At 65.6% G+C, this 21,481-nt stretch carries 20 protein-coding genes; 8 read left to right on the top strand and 12 right to left on the bottom strand.

Annotated features, from left to right (window positions below; all coding sequences use genetic code 11):
- Positions 1-3: 3 nt before the first annotated feature.
- The 8 genes from nusA to METLW4_RS0112740 all read left to right on the top strand — a co-directional run bounded on the left by nusA (position 4) and on the right by METLW4_RS0112740 (position 9,451).
- Complete coding sequence (gene nusA / locus METLW4_RS0112700; RefSeq protein ID WP_018266595.1) at positions 4-1,614, top strand: transcription termination factor NusA; 1,611 nt, start codon at positions 4-6, stop codon at positions 1,612-1,614.
- Positions 1,611-2,351: an RNA-binding protein gene (locus METLW4_RS24845; protein ID WP_245258449.1), complete on the top strand. Its 741-nt coding sequence runs from the start codon at positions 1,611-1,613 to the stop codon at positions 2,349-2,351. The genes nusA and METLW4_RS24845 overlap by 4 nt, the downstream gene beginning before the upstream one ends.
- Entirely contained in the window at positions 2,344-5,037 is a 2,694-nt protein-coding gene (gene infB, locus METLW4_RS0112710; protein WP_018266597.1) for a translation initiation factor IF-2, read from the top strand. The genes METLW4_RS24845 and infB overlap by 8 nt, the downstream gene beginning before the upstream one ends.
- 119 nt (positions 5,038-5,156) lie before the next feature.
- Positions 5,157-5,582 carry a 30S ribosome-binding factor RbfA gene (rbfA, locus tag METLW4_RS0112715; RefSeq protein WP_026191473.1) on the top strand — a complete coding sequence of 142 codons (426 nt, stop codon included), beginning with the start codon at positions 5,157-5,159 and terminating at the stop codon, positions 5,580-5,582.
- Positions 5,579-6,478, top strand: coding sequence for a tRNA pseudouridine(55) synthase TruB (gene truB, locus METLW4_RS0112720; RefSeq protein WP_018266599.1), 900 nt, complete (start codon positions 5,579-5,581; stop codon positions 6,476-6,478). The genes rbfA and truB overlap by 4 nt, the downstream gene beginning before the upstream one ends.
- Before the next feature lie 128 nt (positions 6,479-6,606).
- Positions 6,607-7,410 (top strand): glutamate racemase, encoded by an 804-nt coding sequence (gene murI, locus METLW4_RS0112725; RefSeq protein WP_018266600.1) that lies wholly within the window; start codon positions 6,607-6,609, stop codon positions 7,408-7,410.
- Positions 7,411-7,536: 126 nt separating this feature from the next.
- A complete protein-coding gene (locus tag METLW4_RS0112730) occupies positions 7,537-8,970 on the top strand; it encodes a homospermidine synthase (RefSeq protein ID WP_018266601.1) in 1,434 nt (477 codons plus the stop codon).
- Positions 8,971-9,214: 244 nt separating this feature from the next.
- Positions 9,215-9,451, top strand: coding sequence for a hypothetical protein (locus METLW4_RS0112740; RefSeq protein WP_157235108.1), 237 nt, complete (start codon positions 9,215-9,217; stop codon positions 9,449-9,451).
- Positions 9,452-9,454: 3 nt separating this feature from the next.
- Here the strand turns inward: METLW4_RS0112740 and METLW4_RS0112745 are convergent, their stop codons facing one another.
- The 12 genes from METLW4_RS0112745 to METLW4_RS0112800 all read right to left on the bottom strand — a co-directional run bounded on the left by METLW4_RS0112745 (position 9,455) and on the right by METLW4_RS0112800 (position 21,286).
- A complete protein-coding gene (locus tag METLW4_RS0112745) occupies positions 9,455-10,816 on the bottom strand; it encodes an O-linked N-acetylglucosamine transferase, SPINDLY family protein (protein WP_157235110.1) in 1,362 nt (453 codons plus the stop codon).
- A 137-nt stretch (positions 10,817-10,953) separates the two neighbouring features.
- A complete protein-coding gene (locus METLW4_RS0112750) occupies positions 10,954-12,027 on the bottom strand; it encodes a sulfate/molybdate ABC transporter ATP-binding protein (protein WP_018266605.1) in 1,074 nt (357 codons plus the stop codon).
- A 22-nt stretch (positions 12,028-12,049) separates the two neighbouring features.
- Positions 12,050-12,943, bottom strand: coding sequence for a sulfate ABC transporter permease subunit CysW (cysW, locus tag METLW4_RS0112755; RefSeq protein WP_018266606.1), 894 nt, complete (start codon positions 12,941-12,943; stop codon positions 12,050-12,052).
- Entirely contained in the window at positions 12,936-13,802 is an 867-nt protein-coding gene (cysT, locus tag METLW4_RS0112760; RefSeq protein WP_018266607.1) for a sulfate ABC transporter permease subunit CysT, read from the bottom strand. The genes cysW and cysT overlap by 8 nt, the downstream gene beginning before the upstream one ends.
- A gap of 16 nt (positions 13,803-13,818) precedes the next feature.
- Entirely contained in the window at positions 13,819-14,802 is a 984-nt protein-coding gene (locus METLW4_RS0112765) for a sulfate ABC transporter substrate-binding protein (protein ID WP_018266608.1), read from the bottom strand.
- A 185-nt stretch (positions 14,803-14,987) separates the two neighbouring features.
- On the bottom strand, positions 14,988-15,578 hold the full coding sequence (locus METLW4_RS0112770; RefSeq protein ID WP_018266609.1) for a hypothetical protein: 591 nt from the start codon (positions 15,576-15,578) through the stop codon (positions 14,988-14,990).
- A gap of 163 nt (positions 15,579-15,741) precedes the next feature.
- On the bottom strand, positions 15,742-17,037 hold the full coding sequence (gene amoB / locus METLW4_RS0112775; protein WP_018265153.1) for a bacterial ammonia monooxygenase, subunit AmoB: 1,296 nt from the start codon (positions 17,035-17,037) through the stop codon (positions 15,742-15,744).
- Between the two features lie 157 nt (positions 17,038-17,194).
- The gene (amoA, locus tag METLW4_RS0112780; RefSeq protein WP_018265152.1) at positions 17,195-17,953 is read right to left on the bottom strand and encodes a bacterial ammonia monooxygenase, subunit AmoA; all 759 of its coding nucleotides are present in this window, start codon (positions 17,951-17,953) and stop codon (positions 17,195-17,197) included.
- 253 nt (positions 17,954-18,206) lie between these two features.
- Positions 18,207-18,977 carry a bacterial ammonia monooxygenase, subunit AmoC gene (amoC, locus tag METLW4_RS0112785; RefSeq protein ID WP_018265151.1) on the bottom strand — a complete coding sequence of 257 codons (771 nt, stop codon included), beginning with the start codon at positions 18,975-18,977 and terminating at the stop codon, positions 18,207-18,209.
- 567 nt (positions 18,978-19,544) lie between these two features.
- On the bottom strand, positions 19,545-20,054 hold the full coding sequence (gene folK, locus METLW4_RS0112790; protein WP_018266610.1) for a 2-amino-4-hydroxy-6-hydroxymethyldihydropteridine diphosphokinase: 510 nt from the start codon (positions 20,052-20,054) through the stop codon (positions 19,545-19,547).
- Entirely contained in the window at positions 20,051-20,824 is a 774-nt protein-coding gene (gene folP, locus METLW4_RS0112795) for a dihydropteroate synthase (RefSeq protein WP_018266611.1), read from the bottom strand. Before folP ends, folK begins: the two co-directional genes overlap by 4 nt.
- Before the next feature lie 90 nt (positions 20,825-20,914).
- Entirely contained in the window at positions 20,915-21,286 is a 372-nt protein-coding gene (locus tag METLW4_RS0112800; RefSeq protein ID WP_018266612.1) for a 4a-hydroxytetrahydrobiopterin dehydratase, read from the bottom strand.
- Positions 21,287-21,481 lie beyond the last annotated feature (195 nt).

The raw sequence follows: 21,481 nt of genomic DNA on the forward strand, positions 1-21,481 counted from the left end.
GATATGGCCGTCAGCGCCAACAGGTTGGAAATCCTGCAGATCGCCGATGCGGTCGCGCGCGAGAAATCGATCGACCGCTCGATCGTCATCGCCTCCATGGAGGACGCGCTGCAAAAGGCCGCGCGCTCGCGCTATGGGCAGGAGACCGAGGTCCGCGCCGAGATCAATCCGAAGAGCGGCGAGGTGCGCTTCTCGCGTCTGCTGCTGGTCGTCGATCTCATCGACAATGACGCGACGCAGATTTCCATCGAGGACGCGCGCAAGCGCAATCCGGCGGCGCAGGTCGGCGATTGGATTTCCGAGACGCTGCCGCCTTTCGATTTCGGCCGCATCGCCGCGCAATCGGCCAAGCAGATCATCGTGCAGAAAGTGCGCGAGGCCGAGCGCGACCGCCAATATGAAGAGTTCAAGGACCGCATCGGCGAGATCGTCAACGGCGTCGTGAAGCGCGTCGAATATGGCAATGTGATCGTCGATCTCGGCCGCGGCGAGGCGATCATCCGCCGCGACGAGATGATCCCGCGCGAGACCTTCCGTCCCGGCGATCGCGTGCGCGCCTATGTCTATGACGTGCGCCGCGAGCAGCGCGGTCCGCAGATTTTCCTGTCGCGCACGCATCCGCAATTCATGGCCAAGCTGTTCCGCCAGGAAGTGCCGGAGATCTACGACGGCGTCATCGAGGTGAAGTCGGTCGCGCGCGATCCGGGCTCGCGCGCCAAGATCGCCGTCATCTCGCGCGATTCCTCCATCGATCCGGTCGGCGCCTGCGTCGGCATGCGCGGCTCGCGCGTGCAGGCCGTCGTCGGCGAATTGCAGGGCGAGCGCATCGACATCATTCCCTGGTCGGCGGATGCGGCGACCTTCATCGTCAATGCGCTGCAGCCGGCCGAGGTCGTGAAGGTCGTTCTCGACGAAGACTCCGCGCGCATCGAGGTGGTGGTGCCGGACGATCAGCTGTCGCTTGCCATCGGCCGCCGCGGCCAGAATGTGCGTCTCGCCTCGCAGCTCACCGGCTGGGACATCGACATTCTGACCGAGGCCGAGGAATCGGAGCGCCGCCAACGCGAGTTCGTCGAGCGCACCAAAGTGTTCATGAACGCCATCGACGTCGATGAGGTCGTCGGCCGCCTGCTCGCTTCGGAAGGTTTTCAATCGGTCGAGGAGCTGGCCTTCGTCGATCTCGGCGAGCTGGCGACGATCGAAGGCTTCGACGAGGACACGGCGGCCGAGATTCAAAACCGCGCCCGCAATTATCTCGAGCGGGTCGAGGCGGAAAACGAGGCGCGTCGCGTCGAGCTCGGCGTGCTCGACGAGCTCAAGGAGCTCGAGGGCGTCACCACGGCGATGCTGGTCAAGCTCGGCGAGAATGACGTGAAGTCGATCGAGGATCTCGCCGGCTGCGTGCCCGACGATCTCGTCGGCTGGACCGAGAAGAAGGACGGCGAGACGGTCAAGCAGACCGGCTTCCTCGACGGGATCGACATTTCTCGCGAGGAGGCGGAGGCGCTGATCATGGATGCCCGCGTGCGCGCCGGCTGGATCGAGGCGCCGGAGCCCGAGGCGGAAGCCGAGGCCGCGGAGCCGGCAGAGGCGCAGCAGACCGAGGCGCAGTGACGAAACGGGACGGCGAGCGAATGAGAGAGGCGGAGGCGAGCGAACGGACTTGCATCGTCACCCGCCGGCGCGATGCGCCGGAGGGGATGATCCGCTTCGTGCGCGCGCCGGACGGCGTTCTCACGCCGGACATCAGGTCGCGCCTGCCCGGCCGCGGCGCCTGGGTGACGGCGCGCGCCGATGTCGTGGCCGAAGCATTGAAGAAGCGCGCCTTCTCGCGCCAATTGAAGGCCGAGGTCTCGGCCTCGCCCTCGCTCCCCGCGGAGGTCGATCGGCTGCTGGAGGCCGATTGCCTGCAATCGCTGGCGATGGCCAATAAGGCGGGCGCGGTGGTCGCCGGCTTCGGCAAAGTGTGCGAGGCGCTGGAGAAAGGCGCGGTCGCCGCTGTGCTGGAGGCGCGCGACGGCTCGGCGGAGGGCCGCCGCAAGCTCGCCCAGGCGGCGCGACGCGCAGCCACGGCGCGCGGATGCGGCGAGAGGGTCACAGAGACGATCTCTCTGTTCGATTCTCTTCAATTGGATTTGGCTTTGGGCCGCACAAATGTGATACATGCAGCCCTCGCGCCGGGCGGACCGACGCAAGCCTTTTTGGCGCGCTGCCGCCGCCTCGCCGCCTATAGAGGCGAGAGCGCTTCCGGCGACGCGCAGACTCTGAACAGCGAGCGGACCGACGAGCTCGGCCCGCTGAAAGACGCAACCGAACAGGCGCAGCCCGAGGATCGGAAACTGGATGAGTGAGACCGAGACCGAGAACAGCGGCGACAAGACGCTGACCGTCACGCCGTCGAAGACGTTGCATTTGAAGCAGCGTCCGACCGAGCATGGCGGAATGGTGCGCCAGAGCTTCTCCCACGGCCGCTCCAAGGTGGTCGTGGTCGAGAAGGTGAAGCGTCGCGCCCCCGGACATGTCGAGACCAAGCCGGCGACAGCGGCGCCCGCCGCGCCGGCGGCCCCCGCAGCCCCGCCGCCGCCTGCGCCGCCGACCGCCCCTGTCGCCGCCGTGCCGCCGCCCCCGCCGCCGAGAGCCGAGACCCCGCGCCCGCAGCCTGCGCCCAAGCGCGGCGCCGGCATGGTGCTGCGCGCGCTGACCGACGATGAGCGCGAAGCCCGCGCGCGCGCCCTGGTCGACGCCCGCACCCGCGAGGAGGAAGACCGTCGCCGCGCGGTGGCGGAAGCCAAGGCCCGCGCCGAGCGCGAGGAGCGCGAGCGCGAGGAGCGCGCCGCCGCCGAAGCCCGCAAGCGCGAGGAAGAAGAGCGCCTCGCCCGCGACGCCGAATCGAAGCGCCGTTCCGAGGAAGAGGCGCGCCGTCGCCTCGCCGGAGGCGGCGCTCCCGAGCATGTTCCGACCTCCGCCACCGCACGCCCAGCCCAGCCGCGTCCGGCTCCGACCGCCGGCGGAGAGGCGCCCCGCCCCGCCGCGACCGCGACGGAAGACGCCGAGAAGCGCGTCGTCCGCCGTCCCGTCGGCGTCATCGCCGTCAAGGCGCCGCCGCCGCCGCCCCGTCCGACGCCCTCGCGCGGCGGCGCGCAGAAGGACCGCGGCCGCCTCACCGTCTCCACCGCGACGTCCGAGCAGGAAGAGCGCACGCGCTCTGTCGCCTCGTTCCGCCGCCGCACGCAGCGCCTCAAATCCTTCGGCCAGGCCGAGCAGAAGGAGAAGATCGCCCGCGAGGTCATCCTCCCGGAGACGATCACCATTCAGGAGCTCGCCAACCGCATGTCGGAGCGCGGCGTCGACGTGATTCGCCTGCTGATGAAGCAGGGCGCGCTGCACAAGATCACCGACGTCATCGACGCCGATACGGCGCAGCTCGTCGCCGAGGAGCTCGGCCATGCGGTCAAGCGCGTCGCCGAGTCCGATGTCGAGGAGGGCCTGTTCGACGAGCCCGACGCCGAGGGCGAGCTCGAGTCGCGGCCGCCGGTCGTCACCATCATGGGCCATGTCGACCACGGCAAGACCTCGCTGCTCGACGCGATCCGCCACGCCAATGTCGTGGCTGGCGAGGCGGGCGGCATCACGCAGCATATCGGCGCCTATCAGGTGAAGGCGCCCAATGGCGCGCCGATCACCTTCATCGACACCCCCGGCCACGCGGCCTTCACCGCCATGCGCGCCCGCGGCGCCAAGGTCACGGACATTGTGATCCTGGTGGTGGCGGCGGATGACGGCGTGATGCCGCAGACGATCGAGGCGATCCACCACGCCAAGGCGGCGGAGGTTCCGATCATCGTCGCGATCAACAAGATCGACAAGCCCGACGCCAAGCCCGAGCGCGTGCGCACCGAGCTGCTGCAGCATGAGGTGCAGACGGAGACCTTCGGCGGCGACACGCTCGAGGTAGAGGTCTCCGCCAAAGAGAAGCTCAATCTCGACAAGCTGCTCGACGCCATCACGCTGCAGTCGGAAGTGCTCGACCTCAAGGCCAATCCCGAGCGCTCCGCCGAGGGCACGGTGATCGAGGCGCGGCTCGACAAGGGCCGTGGTCCGGTCGCCACCGTGCTGGTGCAGCGCGGCACGCTCGAGGTCGGCGACATCATCGTCGCCGGCTCGCAATGGGGCCGCGTGCGCGCGCTGCTCGACGACAAGGGCGTCGTGGTGCAGACCGCCGGCCCGTCCTTCCCGGTCGAGATCCTCGGCTTCTCCGGCACGCCGGAAGCCGGCGACCGCGTCGCCGTCGTCGAAACGGAAGCCCGCGCGCGCGAGATCACCGAATATCGCGAGCGTCAGCGTCGCGACAAGCTGGCCGCGCGCGGCGGCGGCGCCCGCACCTCGCTCACCGATATGATGAGCCAGCTGAAGACCGCCGGCCGCAAGGAGTTCCCGCTCGTCATCAAGGGCGACGTGCAGGGCTCCGTGGAAGCGATCGTCGCGGCGCTCGACAAGCTCGGCACGGACGAGGTCGGCGCGCGCGTCGTGCATGCGGGCGTCGGCGGCATCTCCGAATCCGACATCGCCCTCGCCGAAGCGTCCAACGCCGTCGTCATCGGCTTCAACGTGCGCGCCCATAAGGAAGCGCGCGAGGCCTCCGAGCGCGGCGGCATTGAAATCCGCTACTACAACATCATCTACAATCTCGTGGACGATGTGAAGGCGGCGATGTCCGGCCTTCTGGCGCCGACTCTGCGCGAGACCATGCTGGGCAATGCGCAGATTCTCGAGGTGTTCGACATTTCCAAGGTCGGCAAGGTGGCGGGTTGCCGCGTGACCGACGGCTCGGTGGAGCGCGGCGCCAATGTGCGTCTCATCCGCGACAATGTCGTCGTCCACGAGGGCAAGCTGTCGACGCTCAAGCGCTTCAAGGACGAGGTCAAGGAAGTGCAGGCCGGACAGGAGTGCGGCATGGCTTTCGAGAACTATCAGGACATGCGCGCCGGCGACGTCATCGAGTGCTATCGCGTCGAGGAGATCAAGCGGACGCTGTGATCGCGTCTCGCTGATCTCCACCGAGAACTTTCAACAAGCCTTCGGCGCGCCGCCGTCCTCGACTGCAAAGCGAGTGACGGCCGCGCAACGTTGGGAGCGCGCGAACAGCGCGAATATCCATGTCCAGAGCCCATCACGCCCATGGGGCGGAGCCGTCGCAGCGCATGTTGCGCGTCGCCGAGCTCGTCCGCCATCAGATCGCTTCGATGCTTTCGCGCGGGGATATCGCAGATCCCGTGCTCGAGCAGCATGTCGTCACCGTTTCGCGCGTGACGATGAGCCCGGATTTGAAGCTCGCCACCGTCTATGTCATGCCGCTCGGCGGCAAGGACGAGCCGGAGGTGCTGCGCGCTTTCGACCGCCACAAAAAATATCTGCGCGGCGAGATCGCCCATAGCGTCAATCTCAAATTCGCCCCGGAGGTGCGTTTCCGCATCGACGATAGTTTCGACAATGTCGCGCGCATCGACGCGCTGCTGAACTCCGAGCGCGTGCGCCGCGATCTCGAGCAGCCCACAGACGAAGAGAACGGCGCCCAGCAATGACCGGAAGAAAATCGACCCGCGCCGTCGTCGACGGCTGGGTAGTGCTCGACAAGCCCGTCGGCATGACCTCGACGCACGCCGTCTCGCGCTTGAAGCGCATCTATAATGGCAAGAAGGCCGGCCACGCCGGCACGCTGGACCCGCTCGCCTCCGGCATATTGCCGATCGCTTTCGGCGAGGCGACCAAGACCGTGCCTTTCGTGCAAGATGGCGAGAAGGCCTATAGCTTCACCGTGCGCTGGGGCGTCGAGACCGACACGGACGACGCCGACGGCAAATCCGTGCGCGAGAGCGAGGAGCGGCCGACGATCACGCAGATCGAGGCGCTGCTGCCGCGTTTCCTCGGCGATATTTTGCAAGTGCCGCCGCAATATTCCGCCATCAAGATCGCCGGCGAGCGCGCCTATGATCTCGCGCGCGACGGCGAGACGGTGGAGCTGAAGCCGCGCCCCGTCACCATCCATCGCCTCTCCATCGTCGATGCGACGGAGGAGGAGACCAAGCTCGTCATGGAATGCGGCAAGGGCGCCTATGTGCGCTCCATCGCGCGCGATCTCGGGCGGCTGCTCGGCTGCTTCGGCCATGTGACCGCGCTGCGCCGCACGCGGGTGGGCCCTTTCCTCGAGGAGGACAGCTACACGCTGGACGAGATCGAGGGCGGCGAGGCGGCCAATGCGCTTCTCTCGGTCGAGGCGGGCCTCACCGAGCTGCCCTGCGTCGTCGTCGATCGCGACGCCGCGGCGCGGCTGCGGCGCGGCGGCTCGCTGATCCTGCGCGGCCGCGACGCGCCTGCGGGCGGCGTCGTCTATGCGGCCTGCGGCGGCGTGCCCGTCGCCTTCGGCGAGGTGGTGGAAGGCGCGCTGGAGCCCTCGCGCGTGTTCAACCTGCCGTTCTGACGCGAGGTTGATCTTCGCGGGGGAACGGGTTTCTATTCGGGGAGAGGCCCCCTCCCCATCCCTCCCCCGCTTTGCGGGAGAGGGGGCAGGTTCGGGGACGTCAGGACACTGCGAGCCGACCGCCCCTCATGACGCCCCCCGTCCCCAAAATCCTCGTCTTCGACTCCGGGCTCGGCGGCCTCACCGTCTTCACCGAGGTCGCGAAGCTGCGCCCCCATGCGGCGCTGCTCTATTGCGCGGATGACGCCGGCTTCCCCTATGGTCCGCTCTCCGAGACGGCGCTGGTGGCGCGCGTCATGGAGGTGATGGAACGGCTGATCGCCGAGCTGGCCCCCGATCTCGTCGTCATCGCCTGCAACACCGCCTCCACTCTCGCCCTGCCGCATTTGCGGGCGCGCTGGCCGCTGCTTCCCTTCGTCGGCACGGTGCCGGCGATAAAGCCCGCCGCCGAGCGTTCGCGCTCGCGTCTCGTCTCCGTGCTGGCGACGCCCGGCACTGTGGCGCGCGACTACACCCGCGCTCTCATCGCCAGCTTCGCGGAAGATTGCGCAGTGACGCTGATCGGCTCGACGCGCCTCGCCCCGCTCGCCGAGGAATTTATGCGCGGCGCCGCTGTTTCCGAGGAGGCCATCGCCCGCGAGATCGCGCCCTGCTTCGTCACGCGCGACGACGCGCGGACGGATGTCGTCGCGCTCGCCTGCACGCATTATCCGCTGCTGCTGGATTTTTTCCGGCGCCTCGCGCCATGGCCGGTCGAATGGATCGACCCCGCCCCCGCCATAGCGCGCCAGGCCGATCGGCTGCTGGCGGAGCGCTTCGGCCCCGACCGCGCAACGACGGCGCCCGCGCCCCGCGCGATCTTCACCAGCGGGGCGCGCCCGGAGCCGGCGCTGGCCGCGGCGCTGACGCGAATGGGTTTTTCTCCCGATTGATCCTGCGCCCTCTTTGCCGCAAAGCGGCAAAAGGAAAACGCCCCGCCCGCGTTTTTCCTTGATTATGTCGGCCGCTCTTGCTGTAACGCGCCGCACAATAGTCTCGAACTCCAAGAGGTGAGCGAAATGGCAGACTGGCCCGTCCATGCGAAGATTACCGGCCCGATCGTTCTGATCGGCTTCGGCTCCATCGGACGTGGCATCTTGCCGCTCATCGAACGCCATTTCGACTATGACAAGAGCCGTTTCACCGTCATCGATCCTGTCGATACGCATCGCGAGATGCTGGATATTCGCGGCATTGCGTTCCAGAAGGTCGCGCTGACCAAGGACAATTACCGCGAAGTGCTCACCCCCCTGCTCACCAAGGGCGAGGGACAGGGCTTCGTCGTCAATCTGTCGGTCGACACCTCCTCGCTCGACATTATGAAGCTCGCCCGCGAGCTGGGCTGCCTCTATGTCGACACGGTGGTGGAGCCCTGGACCGGCTTTTATTTCGACACCACCCTCGGCAATGAATCGCGCACCAATTACGCGCTGCGCGAGACCGTGCTGGAGGAGCGTCGCCGCAATCCAGGCGGGCCGACCGCCGTCTCCTGCTGCGGCGCCAATCCCGGCATGGTGTCCTGGTTCGTGAAGCAGGCGCTGCTGAACATCGCCGCCGACACCGGCCTGAAGATCGAAGAGCCCAAGAGCCGCGCCGATTGGGGCGCGCTGGCGCAAAAGCTCGGCGTCAAGGGCATTCATATCGCCGAGCGCGACACGCAGCGCGCCACGACCCCCAAGCCGCGCGACGTCTTCGTCAACACCTGGTCGGTGGAAGGCTTCGTCTCCGAGGGTCAGCAGCCGGCCGAGCTGGGCTGGGGCACGCATGAGAAATCGCTGCCGGATATCGCAGGGACGCATTCCTCCGGCTGCGGCGCGGCGATCTATCTGAAATCGCCGGGCGCCAATACGCGCGTGCGCAGCTGGACGCCGACGCCGGGGCCGCAATTCGGTTTCCTCGTCACCCATAACGAGTCGATCTCGATCGCCGATTTCCTCACGGTGCGCGACGATTCCGGCAAGGTGGTCTATCGGCCGACCTGCCATTACGCCTATCACCCGGCCGACGACGCCGTTCTGTCGCTGCATGAGATGTTCGGCCGCGCCGGCAAGATGCAGGCGAGCTGGAAGATTCTCGACGAGAACGAGATCGTCGACGGCATAGACGAGCTCGGCGTGCTGCTCTACGGCCACGCCAAGAACGCCTATTGGTACGGCTCCCGCCTCTCCATCGAGGAGACGCGCGAGCTGGCGCCCTATCAGAACGCCACCGGCCTGCAGGTCAGCTCGGCCGCGCTGGCCGGCATGGTGTGGGCGCTGGAAAACCCTACCGCCGGCATTGTCGAGGCCGACGAGGTGGATTTCCGCCGCTGCCTCGAGGTGCAGACGCCCTATCTCGGCCCGGTCGAAGGGGTCTACACGGATTGGACGCCGCTCGACGGCCGTCCGGGTCTCTTCCCGGAGGATATCGACGAGAGCGACCCCTGGCAGTTCAAGAATATTCTCGTTCGGTGACGAAACCCTGTCCTTCGCCCGCTCGCGGGCGGAGGCAACGGCTTTCGGGTGGAGAGCTTTTCAGCGCGCCTGTCGCAGATTTGCGACAGGCGCGTCCATTTTCGGCGCCGAGCGCCACGAGCCGCCGCAATCTGCGCTGTGGCCGCTGATACAAATCGCATTGCTATGCTGCAGCCGCGCCGGCGCGAAGGAACGCCTTCGAGACAGCGCCGGTCGGTCTCCAGCCTCTCCGAAGGAGACAGCGATGCTCACGTCGAAATCGACCCTCGTCCTGGCCATGGCGATCATCTGCTCGGTGGCGCAGGCGCAAACGAAACGCTCAGAAGATTTGCCGCCGCAACCGGTCGTCTCGAAGAAGGCCGAGACCGGCTCGGGACCAGACCGCGAACGCCAGAGATATAATTTCTCGGGCACGATCGGGCGGCAAGGCCTCGGCGCCGACCCCACGCGGCCAGAAGGCCCGGGCAACATCTCCAACTAGGCGTCAAGCCGTCGGAATCAGCGCCGCCGGCGGCAGACCGGCGGAGCGGCGATTCCACATGGATCGATAAAGGCCTTCGAGATCGCGCGTATAGGCGGGAACGTCGAAGAGCGCCGCGTCGGCGCGATTGCGCGCGAGCTTCGCCTTCAGCTCCGCGAGATGGGCGGGATCGACCGCCAGCCGATAGGCGAGATCGAAATAATCGTCGAGATCGGCGGCGATCAGCTCCGTCAAGCCGACGGCGCGCAGCAGGCTGCCGGCGACGCGCGAAGGAAAGGTCGAGCCGCTGCAGGTGACGATCGGCACGCCCGCCCAGAGCGCATCGCTCGCCGTGGTGTGCGCATTGTATGGCGCCGTGTCGAGCACCAGATCGGCGAGCTGGAGTCGCGCCAGATGCTCGCCCTGCGCCATATCCGGCGCGAAGATCAGCCGGCCGCCGTTCACGCCGCGCCGCCACGCCTCATTGCGCAGATTGCCCTCCGCCATGGGCGCGCCGAGCAGCCAAAGGACACTGCCCGGCACGGCGTCCAGCAGCCGGCACCAGACGTCGAACATCTCCGGCGTGAATTTATAGGCCTGATTGAAGCAGCAGAAGACGACGCCCTGCTCTGGCAGGCCCATGGCCTCGCGCGTCGGTATCGTCCCGATCGGTCCGGCGCGGCCATGCGGCTGATAGCTGTTCGGCATATAGGCGAAGGATTCGGAATAATCGCCGGCGGATGCGAAGGGCGTCACATAATCATCGGTGATGATGTAGTCGCAGATATCCTCGCCGAGCGTGCCGGGATAGCCGAGATAATTCACCTGCACGGGCGCCGGCCGCAGCATCAGAATGCCGCTGCGCGCATTGGCGGTGAAGCCTTTGAGATCGATGAGAATGTCCACCTCGTCGCGATGGATCGCGCGGGCGGCGTCGCCATCGGAGAGCGCCTCTATGTCGACGAAAGAGTCGAAAGCGCCGACGAGGCGTCGGCGCATGCTCTTGCCGTCGTCGGCCCCATAGGAATAGGCGTTGACGCAAAAGCGCTCGCGATCATGCGCCTCCAGCGTCTCGATCAGCAGCAGCGCGGTCGCGTGATCGTGGAAATCATTGGAGAGATAGCCGAGCCGGATTTTCCGCCCATCGGCGGGGCGGAACTGGAAATCGAGCGCGAGCCGCGCCGCGACCGCGGCGGCGCGCCGATCACGCGTCCACAGCTCCGAGCAGCGCCTTTGATCCGTCGCGCCGACGCCCGGCTGCGAGAGCAGCAGAAAGGGCGGCAAGGAGCCCGACCTCCCCGCCTCGAGAAGATCGTCGAGCGCTTTCGCATCGCCCGCGAAATCGCCCCATTCACACATGCCGCGGCTGCGTCCCGGCGCTCGCATCGCCGTCTCCCAGGTCGAAGGTCCTTCGCCTGGGCATGAGGGCGCGTGTCGCCTTCCAGATCAGACACGCATAACAAGCAATCCATGCGCCAAAATCCTTCTCACGCATGGGAGAAGGATTCGCACGGGCTCTCGCCCTATATTCCCGCGCCGTCGCCGAGGGTCTCCTCGGCCGCCGTCGAGAAGATCCGCACATTGTTCAGCGACAGCGGCACATTGCTGCCGAGCGTCGCGCCGGCGCGATCATCCGTGTCGACCTCGACCGTCTGATCATAGCCGGGGATGGAGATGGAGGCGCGCAAGCCCGCGGCCGTGCGGCGCACCGCCTCGACCCGACCCTCGAGCGCGCCGATCTGGCCGCCATGCAGGGCGATGTCGGCGGGGCGGAAATAGACGCGCGCCGGTCCATTGCGCAGATTTTCCGAGGAGACGTGCAGCTCCTTGCCCTGGAAGATCACCTTGCCGTCGGCGACCTGCACCGGCAGCGCCAGCGCCTCGCCGACGAAGGAGAGCACGAAGGGCGAGGCCGGCCGGTCATAGAGCTCGTCGGGCGTGCCGATCTGCTCGATGCGGCCCTTGTCCAGCACCACCACGCGATCGGCGAGCTCCATCGCCTCGTCCTGGTCATGCGTCACGAAGACGGTGGTGAGGCCGGTCTGGCGATGCACGTCGCGCAGCCAGCGGCGCAGATCCTTGCGCACGCGCGCGTCGAGGGCGCCGAAGGGCTCGTCGAGCAGCAGCACGCGCGGCTCGATGGCGAGCGCGCGCGCGAGCGCCACGCGCTGGCGCTGGCCGCCGGAAAGCTGCGCCGGATAACGTCCGCCGAGACCGTCCAGCTGCACGAATTCCAGCAGCTCGGCCGCACGCGCGGCGATCTCGGCGCGAGACGGGCGCGAGCGGCGCGGGCGAACCTTCAGCCCATAGGCGATGTTGTCGGCGACGGTCAGATGCTTGAACAGCGCGTAATTCTGGAACACGAAGCCGACGCGCCGCTCCTGCACCGACAGAGTGGTCGCGTCCTCCGAATCGAACAGAATGCGACCGCGATCGGGATTGGAGAGGCCGGCGATGGCCCGCAGCAGCGTTGTCTTGCCGGAGCCCGACGGCCCCAGCAGCGCGACCAGCTCGCCGGGCGCGATCGTCAGATTGACGTCGCGCAAAGCGGGATAGTCGCCGAAATCCTTCTCGACGCGCTCGATCCTGATCTCCACGCCATGTGGGCGCGGCGCCTCCTCAGTGACGTCGGCGACCGGCGATTTGGCCGGCGTAGCGCCATTCGAGGAGCGTCTTGATTCCAAGAGTGACGAGAGCCAGCCCAGCCAGGAGGGAGGCGAGGGCGAACGCCGAGACGATGTTATACTCATTGTAGAGGATCTCCACCTGGAGAGGTATCGTGTTGGTCAGGCCGCGAATATGGCCGGAGACGACCGAAACCGCGCCGAACTCGCCCATGGCGCGGGCGTTTGCGAGGAGCACGCCATAGAGCAGGCCCCATTTGATGTTGGGCAATGTCACCGTGAGAAAAGTACGAAAGCCGCTCGCCCCGAGCGTCAGCGCCGCCTCCTCCTCCACTGTCCCCTGCTCCTGCATGAGCGGGATCAGCTCGCGCGCGACGAAGGGAAAGGTGACGAAGATCGTCGCGAGAACAATGCCGGGAATGGCGAAGACGACCTGAATTCCCCAGGCCGAGAATGTAGGGCCGAGCAGCCCCTGCGAGCCGAAGACCAGCACATAGACGAGGCCCGACACCACCGGCGAGACGGAGAAGGGCAGATCGATGAGCGTGATGAGCACGCTCTTGCCGGGAAAGGAGAATTTGGCGATGGCCCAGGCCGCGCAGACGCCGAATGAAGCGTTGAGCGGCACGACGATCGCCGCGACGATGAGCGTGAGGCGGATCGCCGCGCGGGCGTCCGGCTCCTCGAAAGTCGCGAAGAAAGCCCCTGCGCCTTTGGCCAGCGCCTCGGTAAAGACGACCGCGAGCGGCAGCAGAAGGAAGAGGCCGAGAAAGGCCACGGCGACGCCGATGAGCGCATAGCGCGTGAGCGGCGTCTCCTCCGTCACGCTGCGTGGCGGCGCGAGCGCGACGGCGGGCGCGAGCGCCGCGGATGTGGTCGCCTCAGACATGCCCGAACCTCTTTTGGCTCCAGGCCTGGATCAGATTGATCGCCAGCAGCACGGAAAACGAAATCGCGAGCATGATGGTCGCAATGCCCGTCGCGCCCGCATAGTCGAACTGCTCGAGCTTGACGATGATCAGCAAGGGCGCGATTTCCGAAATATAGGCGAGATTGCCGGCGATGAAGATCACCGAGCCATATTCGCCGACGCTCCGCGCAAAAGCCAGAGCGAAACCAGTGAGCAAGGCGGGCAGGATCGGCGGCAGCAGCACGCGCCACACCGTCTGCGCGCGGCTCGCGCCGAGCGTCGCCGACGCCTCCTCGAGCTCCGAGTCGATCTCGGCGAGCAGCGGCTGCACAGTGCGCACGACGAAAGGCAGGCCGACGAACACCAGGGCGACGAGAATGCCCCAGCGCGTGAAGGCGATCTTTATGTCGTAATCGGCGAGCGGCTCGCCCAACCAGCCATTGGGCGCATAGAGCGCGGCGAGCGCAATGCCGGCGACCGCCGTGGGAAGGGCGAAGGGCAGATCGACGATGGCGTCGAGAAAGCGCCGGCCCGGAAATTCATAGCGCGTCAGCACCCAGGCGGCGATGAGGCCGAAAACGACATCGATCGCGGCGGCGGCGAAGGAGATGAAAAAGCTGGTGCGCAGCGCCGCGGCGACGCGCGGCTCCACCGCTATTCCATAGAGGCCGGAAAGACCGAGCGAGGAGGCGCGGAAAATCAGCAGCGAAAGAGGAAACAGGACGACGAGGCTCAGATAGAAGATGGTGAAGCCGAAAGTCACCCGGAATCCGGGGATGACGCTCGGAGCCGTGAAGCTCCGAGCCTTCTTGTTCGCGACGGGCGCAGCGGCGCTCATGAGAGGTCCTTGCGCCTTACTGCTTCTGAATATCGTCGAAGACGCCGCCATCGGCGAAATGCGTCTTCTGCGCATTGGTCCAGCCGCCGAAGACCTGATCGACGGTGAAGAGCTCGAGCTTGGGAAGCCGCTTCAGATCTTCCTTGGCCGCGAATTCGGGATGCGCGGGGCGATAGTAATTCTTGGCGATGATCGCCTGCGCAGCCGGCGTGTAGAGGAAATTCACATAGGCCTCGGCGGCCTTGCGCGTCCCCTTGGCGTCGACATTGCCGTCGACGACCGCGACCGGCGGCTCGGCGAGAATCGAGCTCGAAGGAACGACGATCTCGAACTTGTCCTTGCCGAATTCCTCGAAGGCGAGGAAGGCCTCGTTCTCCCAGGCGATCAGCACGTCGCCGAGACCGCGCTGAGCGAAGGTGATCGTCGAGCCGCGCGCGCCGGTGTCGAGCACCGGGGCGTTCTTATAGATGGCCTTGACGAATTCCTTGGTCTTGGCCTCGTCGCCGCCGAATTTCTTGAGCGCATAGCCCCAGGCGCCGAGATAGTTCCAGCGCGCGCCGCCGGAGGTCTTGGGATTGGGCGTGACGACCGCGACGCCGGGCTTGGCGAGATCGTCCCAATTCTTGATCTTCTTCGGATTGCCCTTGCGGACCAGGAAGACGATCGTCGAAGTATAGGGCGAGGCGTTGTTCGGCAGCTTCTTCTGCCAATCGGGCGCGATCTTGCCGGTCTTGTTCACAATCGCGTCTATGTCGGCGGCGAGCGCCAGGGTCACGACATCGGCCGCGAGGCCGTCGATCACCGCGCGCGCCTGCGCGCCAGAACCGGCATGAGAGGCCTGGAGCTCGATCGTCTCGCCGGTCTTCGCCTTCCAATCGGCGGCGAAGGCGGGATTGATCGCCTTATAAAGCTCGCGGGTGGGATCATAGGAGACATTGAGCAGCGAGGTCGCCGCCTGCGCCGTCGCGTCGACGAAAATCGACAGGCTCGCGGCGAACATGACCACCGCGCCGAAGCGGCGCCGCGAGATTGAAACGCTCCTCATACCGGTCTCCTCTTATGGTCTATAAATTCAGTCATTTTATGGACTAATATATTTTCACCATGCTGTAAACCGTGTCTCCGGCGCGCAAAACGCCGAATTCATACTTTTTCAGCAGAAGATGAGCGCGCCGCGCTATTCGGTCAGCGCCGGACGCCTGCAGGCTTCGATCGGCTGGAGACGAATAGGACGAATGCGAGCAAGCCGGCGGCGCCGATCAGATAATAAGGGCTGATCTCGAAACGCCGCTTGCCGACGGAAAAGGGAAAGCGCGCGGTCCAATGCTCGCCGGCCGCGCCGTCGATGGTGACGACGCCGACGAAATCGCCCGGCTGGGCGAAGACATGAGCGAAAGAAAATGTCCCTTTGGGATAGATTTGCGGAGGCAGCGCGGCGACGGTCGCCGATTCCGAGCTGGGCTCGTCCTCGCTGGTCTCGCTCGGCAGCAAGATGCGAAAGCCGGCCTTCATCTCGCGCAGTTCTGGAGCCGCATAGTCGAAGACGAAGATCGTTTCGCCGGATTGCGGGGCGTCCTCACAGAATTTTTTCTGCTGCGCCGCGCCCGGCTGATAGCCCGCGAAATAGATGATCTCGGGGCCGATTTTCAGAACGCAGCTGTCCTTGTCGGGAAGAAGATCGCCGCGCGCCAGCGCCGAATGAACGACGCCCGACGCGACCAGAACGGCCGGCAAGAGCGTTTCCACGAGCCTTTGCGCGATACGACGACGCGGCATGCGCTTTCCCCCGGTGAGCGCAGAGTTTCTGACTGCACTTAATCCGCCATCGCGCGCCCCGCAAGGCTCCGCGTAAGAGGAAGAAAAAAGTCCCGATCGCAAAAAGAAAGCCGGCCGGGCGCGAGGCCCGGCCGGCGGTATTTTCAGCCTTCAGAGAGTTCGATCAGGGCATGTCGCCGGCGACGAACTTCGGAATGACCGGGCCGCCGATTTCGGTGGCGTAGCGCTTGCCCGACGGGCCGAAGAAGAACAGCAGACCGCCGATCTGGCTGTCCGTGTCATAGGCGAGGTCGGAGAGACGCTCGATGTCCCAACGCGCGTCCTGCACCTTGATCTCGATCGTCTTCGTCTCACCCGGCGCGATCGGCGTCGGATCCGTCGACAGACCACGGTCCGCCAGCAGATAGTCGGGGAACTCCGGCTTCGTCGTGAACACGTCGGGGTTCAGGAAGCGGAGACCCGCCGCCGTATACTCGCCGAGCTTCAGCGGCTCGTCCGTCTTGTTCGTGATCTTCACCTGAACCGTCAGCTCGCGGCCCGGCACCTTGTAGACGCCGCCCTTGAGATCGGCCGTGACGACCTTGGAGCCGACGCCCACAGTGCCTTCCTCGGTGATCGGCGTCAGCGGCTTCTGCAAGCCGGCCTGAAGCGGGATCGTGCGCGGGAAGGTGCTGTTGGTGACAGCGTAGCCGATGATCGTCGCGAGGATCGTCACCGCCAGAACGATAGCGCCGACGCGACGGTCGTCGTCACCGATCTGCTCGTCTTCCTTGCCTTCGCTGACGCGCAGGTAGGAAGCGATGAGGCCCTTCTTGAAGAACCAGTAGAGGATCCAGGCCGCAGCCGCGATCATCCACGGGAAGTGCCAGGCGTAGATGCGGTCGATGCCGTAGGTCTCGAGGTCCACGGTCGTGCCGTCCAGCAGCGTGACCGGGTCCTTGAAGTCGGCCATGTCGCCCTTGATCTCGATCCACTGGCCGGGTCCGATGATCGGGCCGCCGCCTTCGACGTTGATCTGCGCATGGACGTGCCAACGGCCGGCGCGGCGCGCCTTCAGCTCGATCGAGAAGGCGTAGTCCTTGCCAACCTCGAGCGAAACCGAACGCGGAGCGAACTGCTCGCCGATGAACTGAGCCGTGCGAACCAGAACCGGGCCGGGCTCGCCGGCGTTCAGGAACGACGACTTCGGGTTCGCCACGGCCTGCGGCCAAGCCGAGAACACGTGCACCTTGCCCGAAAGCACCAGCGACTCGTTGACGTTCAGAGACGTCTTCGACCACTTCACGTCATACCAGTTCAGCGTGCGCATGCGCAGGAACGCCTGCTGCGACTTCTCGCCGTGCGCCGACGCCGGAGCGACGGAGCCCATCGTCGCAGCGACCGCAGCCGCCATGCCCAGGCCGAAGAGCCGAGCGACGCGTCCCGTCGCCAGCACGGCCATTCTCTCCAACAGTTTCATGGAACAACCTCCCAAGTTTCTCTTCGCGGACCGGCCCGTCGGGCCGATCGTCCGCTGTCGTCCTTGCCGGAGCGGCTCTCCCGGGCTCTCTTCTAAGGAGCCCTTCGCAGCCGCCCCTCCTCGCGTGAGGGATCGCGATCCGTCGCCTTGCGGCAGATCAGATCTTGGTGATCACCTTCGTGGTGGAGTACCACTTACCGACGAACCACCACAGGAAGTACACGAGCATCGACACGAAGCCCGAGAAGAACGCGGCCACCGGCACGACGTCCTTACCGAAGGTGCGCAGCGTGCCGCGCTCGACCATGCGGATGTATTCCGGCATCGAGGTGCGGACGAAGTGGAGGCCGATCAGATCAGCCAGAGACATCAGCTGACCATGCTGCTCCGTCGCCTGATGGAAGGCGGCGATCGCCGGCCAGTTGTTCGGGTAGAACAGCAGACCCCAGCCCAGGGCGCCGACCACAGCCGTGATCACATAGGAGCCCGACAGCAGCAGGATGATGTCCAGCCACAGAGCCGGAACGACCAGAGCGGACGGGAACACCAGGCTGATCGGGAAATAGGTCCAGCCCCAGAAGTTCACGTAACGGTTGATCCACTCGCCGATGAGCAGACCCAGAACCGCGAAGGTCGCGCCGAACGGGAGACGGAAGTTCTCCCACAGGAACGCCTGAGCCGCAGCCGCGAAGGTCACGCCCAGGATCGGGATGACCGTCGGCCACATACGACGGTCTTTCCAGTCGACCCAGAAGTCCCAGTCGCCGGCCGTCAGCATGAAGTGAATATGATAGCCGCCCAGCACTGCCAGAAACAGCAGCGTCAGAATCAGCCAATCGGAGGTCTTAACGCATCCCGCCGCTTCCGCGACAGAATGGAAAGGCCCGATAGCCCCCCCGCTCTTCGATGTAGACATCACTCTTCTCCTTGGTGTCTGTCCGCCCGGCGTCTTCGCGCCGGCGTCTCGAGACCTGCCTCCGGCTCTCTCGCGCCGGATTGTCCTTAAAGCTTGCGTCCCCGGCGGCCGCCCTCTCCCCCGCTCCCCGAGACCCCGTCCGAACCGCCGCTGCGCGGCCGTCCGAACGAAGCCTTCGTTCCGAGAGCATTCGGAAATTTCATTCGCCGGAGGCGGCCGTCCGCAGAGCGGGCGGCCGAGTGTCAGGCTGCGATCAGCCGATCAGCGCCGCAACGCCGTCCTTGCCCAGCAGGCGCTTCACGCCGGCCAGGATCTGAAGGACCACGCCGAACACGCCCAGCGCCATCCAGCCGAAGAACACGAAGCCCCAATGCAGCGGAGCGACGAACAGCTCTTCCATGAACCAGAAGGTGTGGCCCCACTCGTTCAGGCCGACGTTCGGGATGATCATGAACGGGCCGATGGCCACGATCAGGAACGCCAGCGAATAGCCGTGCGCGAAGAACGGAATGCGGGTCTTGGCGTAGAAGAACGAGCCGACGCCGAAGATCGAGTAGATCGGATAGCTGAGATAGAACTCGATGATGTGCGACGGCGTGAAGTCCGTGTCGCGAATCACGGTCATATGCCAGGTGCCGTCCTGCTCCGTGAAGAAGCTGGCGCCCCAGTAGATGGCCACCGAGTAGACCGTCAGCCACTGCAGCAGCACGACGTGACGGCGAAGCTCCTCACGCGGAGAAACCGCGTCGACATTGCGGTCGCGGGTCTTCCACAGATAGCCGGCGAGGCCCAGACCAGCCACGAGCTCGAGCGGAATTTCCGTCCACAGCATCGTCAGCCAATAGGTCTGGAACTCGGGAGCGAACGAGTCGAGGCCCGCGCGCCAGCCGAAGATCTGCTCATAGATGCGGATGAAGAGGTAGAAAACATTGAGGACGGCAACGCCGATCCACATGCCCTTCAGGTCCACGATGGCATCTGAGCCGGCGGCTGCGCCGGCCGATGTCTCTGTCGTTACGCTCATCTCAATTCCTCCTAAGTGCTCCCAGGGATTCTCGAAGCGATTTCGCCGCGTCCCGCCTCCCTGCTCGGCACGCGCCTTCGTCTCCAACGGTTGATTGTCGTTGCCGCGGCCTCGCCCTCGGCGCGCCGCTCTCCCGACCTCCCGTTCTCACCGCCTGACGACCCCTCCAAAAGGACCCGCCGACGGCGTTCTTCTTCTTTGCTCGGAGACGAATTTTTCTCGAAACCGCCGCGCGAAACGAAAGCCCCAGCCCCCCGGCGCCTCCCAGCGCCAAAACATCCAAAACGCCCTCGTCCGGCGAGCCGCAACCATTTCCGTTCCGCCTCGTAATGACAATATCCAATAGGGTGGTATATAGCAATCTATTGAGTGGTATCGAAAACTTTTTTGGGCAGGGGCAGCTTCGCCTTGTCGGACCCACAACCCACCCGTAAGCTCATTGATAGATTTGTTCTATCAATCATTATATATAATTATATCAGTGCATTATGATCGATTTTCCAGGCTCGGACGGAGCCCTGCCCAGATGGATGACATGACTACCCTAGAGAACTGTGGCGCCATGGCTCATCGGGCATCCGTAGACTTTTCCTCCCAAATTCCGATCCCCTCCGCAGCCGCTTCGGCGGCCGCCCGCGCGACCGAGGCGCCGTCGAGCGTCAGATCGGGGCCGATCTCCGCCAGCGGCTTCAGCACGAAAGCTCTCGAAAACAGCTCCTTATGCGGCAAAGTGAGCTCGGGATCGTCCATTGTGTGATCGCCGAGAAAGAGGATGTCGACGTCGATCAGCCGCGGTCCCCAGCGACGCGTCGGCGTGCGGCCCATATCGGCTTCTATCGTCTTCACCGCGGCGAGCAGCTCATAGGGCGACAAACGGGTCCAGCCGAGCGCGCAAGCATTGGCGAAATCGCCCTGATCGACATCACCCCAGGGCGGCGTCCGATAGAGGCGCGACACGGCGTCGAGGCGCGCGATCCCGCGTTCCTCCAGCAGAGCGACCGCGCGGCGAATATTGGCGGGCTTGTCCCCGAGATTGCTGCCGAATCCAAAGCCGACCCGCGTTTCAGCCGTCGTCATATGCGTGCTTTTCCCTGTGTCAGAGTGTCGAGCACGGCGAAGGCCGCTTTGTGCTCGGCGGCGTCATGGACGCGGAAAATCCGCGCGCCCTCCAGCGCCGCGATCAGATTGGCCGCCACTGTGGCGATGAGGCGCGCATCCACCTCGGCGCCGAGCAGAGCGCCGAACAAGCGCTTTCGCGACACGCCGATGAGCACGGGCAGCCCGAATCGCATGAGCTGCGGAACGCCCCGCAGCGCCGCGAAATCCTGCTCGCGTGTCTTGCCGAAGCCGACGCCCGGATCGAGAATCACGCGCGATTCCGGCACGCCGGCGGCGGCGGCGATCTCCAGCGAGCGCTCGAAAAAGGACAGCATGTCGGAGACGATGTCGATATCCGGCGCGACCTCCGCGCGATTGTGCATGACGACGACGCCGGCGCCGGCCTCGGCGATCGCCGGAGCCATATCGGGGTCGCGCTGCAAGCCCCAGATATCATTGATGATCGTCACGCCGGCGGCGAGCGCCCGGCGCGCCGTCTGCGCCTTATAGGTGTCGATGGAGACCGGAACGCCGCATTGCGCGACCAGCGTCTCGAGCAGCGGCGCGAGACGGCTCCACTCCTCTTCGGCGGTCAGCGGCGTATGGCCGGGGCGGGTCGATTCGGCGCCGATATCGACAATGTCCGCGCCGTCGGCGGCGAGCTTTTGCGCCTGCGCCAGCGCGGCCTCGGGCGCGAAGAAGCGGCCGCCATCGGAAAAGGAATCGGGCGTCACATTGACGATGCCCATGATGACCGGCCGCGTCGCGACGAGCGAAAAGAATCGCTCGCGCGACGATTCAATCGTCGTCGTCACTCTCGTCTCCAGGGAATGAGCCTGTCAGTCGTATTTGATATAGGCGAAGCGCTGATCCGTCTCCGGCGTTCCCTCGAGCGCGCCGCCCTCCTTGCCGGGACGCCAGGACACGACGTCCTCGATCTTGCGCGCCAGCTCGAAATCCTTGTCGGTCACGCCCTTGGCCGTATGGGTCATCAGCTTCACCTCGACCCAGGCGTAGGAAGCCGCAATGTCGGGATGGTGCCAGGCGGCCTCGGCGAGATGGCCGACCGTGTTGACGACCATCAGCGTGCCCTTCCAGCCGTGAGTCTTGAACTTACGCCGAATCCAGCCGTTCTCGAGCCGCCAATGCGGAAGCTCGGCGGCGAGGCGAGCGGTTATCTCTTCTGGCGAATATGCGCGCTCCTCGGCCATGACGTCCCCCTCTCTCGCTCGTTCACTCTCTCTCGTCCGCGCGGACGAGCTCTCCTTCACTGCACGAGCTCTTGCCTTCGCACGCGCGGCGCCTTACTCGGCCTAGTCGAATGCGCGCGAGCCCCCTCGACGACGGCGTGAAACCGCGCCGGGAGGCGAGATATAGCGGATATTCCGCGCAAAGTCCGAAAATGA

This window comes from Methylosinus sp. LW4, assembly GCF_000379125.1.
GTDB lineage: Bacteria > Pseudomonadota > Alphaproteobacteria > Rhizobiales > Beijerinckiaceae > Methylosinus.